Raw genomic sequence first — 4,014 nt, forward strand, 5'->3', positions numbered from 1 at the left:
AAGGCGAACAATCCACCGTCGCCCGCCTGACCATGACGGTTTTCCTGCCTGCCGACCAAAAAGGCACGCATATGTCGCGCTTTGTCGCCCTGATGGAAAAACAAACCGATGCTTTGGATTTCGATACGCTGCACGAGCTGACCGCCGATATGGTTGCCCTGTTGGATTCGCATTCCGGCAAAATCAGCGTTTCCTTCCCATTTTTCCGTAAGAAAAGTGCGCCTGTCTCCGGCATCCAATCGTTGCTTGACTATGATGTCACCCTGACCGGCGAAATCAAAAACGGTACATACAGCCACAGTTTGAAAGTAATGGTTCCGGTTACTTCATTGTGTCCGTGTTCCAAAGAAATTTCCCAATACGGCGCGCACAACCAACGTTCGCATGTAACCGTCAGCCTGATAGCAAACGCGGATGTAGGCATTGAAGAAATTATCGATTACGTCGAAGCGCAAGCAAGCTGCCAGCTCTACGGTTTGCTCAAACGCCCTGACGAGAAGTATGTAACGGAAAAAGCATACGAAAATCCGAAGTTTGTCGAAGATATGGTTCGCGATGTGGCCACTGCGCTGATTGCCGACAAACGCATCGAGTCGTTTGTTGTTGAAAGCGAAAACTTCGAATCGATACACAACCATTCCGCTTACGCTTATATCGCTTATCCTTAAAAGCCGAGCCGAATAGAAACAAAGGCCGTCTGAACATTTCAGACGGCCTTTGGCATAGATTGAACGATAACATGAGACTATCGGTCATATATGGGCAACTCTATTTCGATATAATTCAAAAGCATTAGATTTCTCTCGCAATATTTAACATAAATTAAGCCGATTGTTTTTTCCATCATTTATAATGACGGTTCCTCAACGGCAACTCCGTAGATACTATGAAAAAATTCCTTTATTTCCTCATTGCATTTTTAGGCTTGAGCAGCTTCGCATTCGCAGTAGATGCCAATGATTTACTGCCTCCAGAGCAAGCCTTTGTACCTCAAGTCAATGTAACCGACCAAGGCATCAGCGTGCAGTTCAAAATCGCCGACGGCTACTATATGTACCAGTCCAAAATCGTTGCAGCGACCAATCCTGACAAAATCCTAGGCGAACCCAAATTCAGCAAAGGCGAAGAAAAAGAAGACGAATTCTTCGGCAAACAAACGGTTTACCACCATACCGCACAGGTTGACCTGCCTTACAAACAAGCCGCACCGCAATACAAACTGACGCTGACTTATCAAGGCTGTGCCGAAGCCGGTGTATGTTATCCGCCTGTGGACACCGAGTTTGACGTAAAAGGCAACGGGGTTTATCAGCCGCAAAGCGATGAGCCGGTTTCTGCCAAAGACCGCTTTTTACAACCGTCCGCCTCTTCAGACGGCCAAATGCCAACGCAACCCAGTACAAACAATCCCGACAGCAGCCGCTTCAAGCTCTCTTGGGATACTTTAAACGCCAACCTGTTGGCGTTTTTTGTCGCAGGTTTAGGCTTAAGCTTTACCGCCTGTATGTATCCGCTCCTGCCGATTGTTTCCAGCATTGTCGTGGGCGATAAAAAAGCCGGCAAAGGCCGCGCGTTCACCTTGTCTATGGTGTATGTACAAGGTTTAGCATTGACCTATACCTTGGTCGGCGTGATTGCCGGCTTGACCGGCGCGCTGCTGACCGTATGGCTGCAACAGCCTTGGGTCGTACTTGCCGCCGCCGCGTTGATGGTGGTACTGGCAATGTCCATGTTCGGCCTCTTCAACATCCAACTGCCCAACTCCGTCCAATCCTATTTCCAAAACCAAAGCAACAAACTCTCCGGCGGCAAAATCATTTCCGTCTTCATCATGGGTATTTTGTCCGCGCTGATTGTCGGCCCTTGCGTTGCACCTCCGCTGGCATTTGCTTTGGGCTATATCGGCCAGACCGGCGATGCCGTCTTGGGCGGACTTGCGCTTTATGTTTTGGCACTCGGCACCGGCGTGCCGCTCATCATCATCGGCACATTCGGCGGCCATATCCTGCCTAAAGCAGGCGACTGGATGAACGGCATCAAATACGCATTCGGCTTCATTCTGCTGGCCGTTGCCGTATACCTTGCCACACCGCATCTGCCTTATTTCGCAGTAGTCGGCCTCTACACCTTGCTGATGATTGTTCCCGCCCTTATGCTTTTGGCGAAATCCGGCAAACAAAAAGGCCGTCTGAAAACAGTTGCCGCCATATTGGGCTTTTTACTGCTGATTGGCGGCTCATGGTTTGGCTGGCAAAGCTTTAATAAACAAACGACCGCCCTGCACCACTTCTTAACGCTGGTACCACCATCCGAAGCCGGACAAGAAACCGACCACGGCAAGATGTTTACCGATGTCGGCGAACTCAAAGCCGCTATGGATGCCGCCTTGAAAGCCGACCCAAGCAAGCCTGTGCTGATTGATTTCTACGCCGACTGGTGCGTATCCTGCAAAGAAATGGCCGCCTACACGCTCAACCAACCGCAGGTACACGAAGCGGTCGATATGCAGCGCTTCTTCCAAATCGACGTAACCGCCAACACTCCCGACCATCAAGCCTTACTGAAAGAATACGGTCTCTTCGGCCCTCCGGGCGTGTTTGTTGTCCGCGCCGACGGCAGTCATAGCGAACCCTTATTAGGCTTTGTCAAACCCGATGCCTTCATCGAATGGTATCGCAAAAACGAGAAATAGCCGTCTATAAAAAGGCCGTCTGAAAACAGATTTTCAGACGGCCTTTTCCTATGTTCAAAAATTAAAACTCATCTTGAGCCCAACGCGTAGAACACAAAATGCTGGAATCCACATCTTGAATATTGCGATGACCGGTAAACGCCATGGAAATATCCATTTCTTTATACAGGATTTCCAGCGCACGGGTTACGCCTTCTTCACCATACGCACCCAAACCATACAAGAACGCCCGGCCAATCATCGTACCTTTCGCACCCAAAGCCCAAGCTTTCAAAATATCCTGACCGCTGCGGATACCGCTGTCCATCCAAACCTCGATATCGCTGCCCACCGCACTGACCACATCAGGCAAAGCCTTAATGGCAGACACGGTGTCGTCAAGCTGACGGCCGCCATGATTGGAAACGACCAATGCGTCCGCACCGCTTTTCGCTGCCTTTTCCGCATCTTCAGGTTCCATAATGCCTTTGATAATCAGCTTGCCGCCCCACAAATCTTTAATGCGCGCCACATCGTCCCAGCTCAGGCGCGGGTCGAATTGTTCGGAAGTCCATGAAGACAGCGAAGACAAATCACCCACGTTTTTCGCATGACCGACGATATTGCGGAAGGTGCGGCGTTCCGTGTTCAGCATTTTCATACACCATTCCGGTTTGGTCGCCAAATTGATTAAATTGGCGATGGTCGGTTTCGGCGGCGCAGACAGGCCGTTTTTGATGTCTTTGTGGCGTTGACCCAAAACCTGCAAATCGGCAGTCAATACCAAAGCTGAACAATTAGCATCTTTTGCACGCTTAATCAGGTTCTCCATAAACTCGCGGTCGCGCATCACATAAAGCTGAAACCAAAACGGCGAGCTGGTGTTTTCAGCCACATCTTCAATCGAACAAATGGACATGGTCGACAGTGTAAACGGAATACCGAATTTTTCCGCCGCCCGTGCCGCCAAGATTTCGCCGTCAGCGTGCGCCATGCCCGTGAAACCTGTCGGAGCAATCGCCACCGGCATTTTCACATCCTGTCCGATCATTTTGGTCTCAAGGCTGCGTCCTTCCATATCAACCAATACTTTTTGGCGGAAACGGATGTCTTTAAAATCCGAAGTATTTTCACGATAAGTGGTTTCCGTCCAAGAGCCTGAGTCAATATAGTCATAAAACATACGCGGCATTTTACGTTTGGCAACAAGGCGCAAGTCTTCGATACAGGTTATTTTGCTTAAATCAGATTTCATGGTCGATTGCCTCTGTTAAGGTAAAGATGGACGATCAAGGCCGTCTGAACATTTCAAACACCTCATTATTTTACTCCATCAAAACAAC

General features: G+C 49.5%; 3 protein-coding genes. 2 read left to right on the forward strand and 1 reads right to left on the reverse strand.

Going from position 1 to position 4,014, the window contains the following annotated elements; translation table 11 throughout:
* Together folE2 and dsbD are read left to right on the forward strand one after the other, a co-directional pair.
* The coding region (folE2, locus tag ACTHUT_RS14900; RefSeq protein WP_440418975.1) for a GTP cyclohydrolase FolE2 at positions 1–668 on the forward strand (668 nt) is incomplete at its 5' end.
* A gap of 218 nt (positions 669–886) precedes the next feature.
* On the forward strand, positions 887–2,692 hold the full coding sequence (dsbD, locus tag ACTHUT_RS14905) for a protein-disulfide reductase DsbD (protein ID WP_004519891.1): 1,806 nt from the start codon (positions 887–889) through the stop codon (positions 2,690–2,692).
* Between the two features lie 61 nt (positions 2,693–2,753).
* Here dsbD and ACTHUT_RS14910 read toward each other — a convergent pair whose 3' ends face one another.
* Complete coding sequence (locus ACTHUT_RS14910) at positions 2,754–3,926, reverse strand: alpha-hydroxy acid oxidase (protein ID WP_440418976.1); 1,173 nt, start codon at positions 3,924–3,926, stop codon at positions 2,754–2,756.
* Between the last annotated feature and the right edge of the window lie 88 nt (positions 3,927–4,014).

This window comes from Neisseria sp. P0022.S010, from assembly GCF_051956635.1.

What these genes read in the sequence shown, in the direction of transcription:
- dsbD (WP_004519891.1), top strand. Translation starts at nt 887, where the DNA reads ATGAAAAAATTCCTTTATTTCCTCATTGCATTTTTAGGCTTGAGCAGC.
- ACTHUT_RS14910 (WP_440418976.1), bottom strand. Translation starts at nt 3,926, where the DNA reads ATGAAATCTGATTTAAGCAAAATAACCTGTATCGAAGACTTGCGCCTT.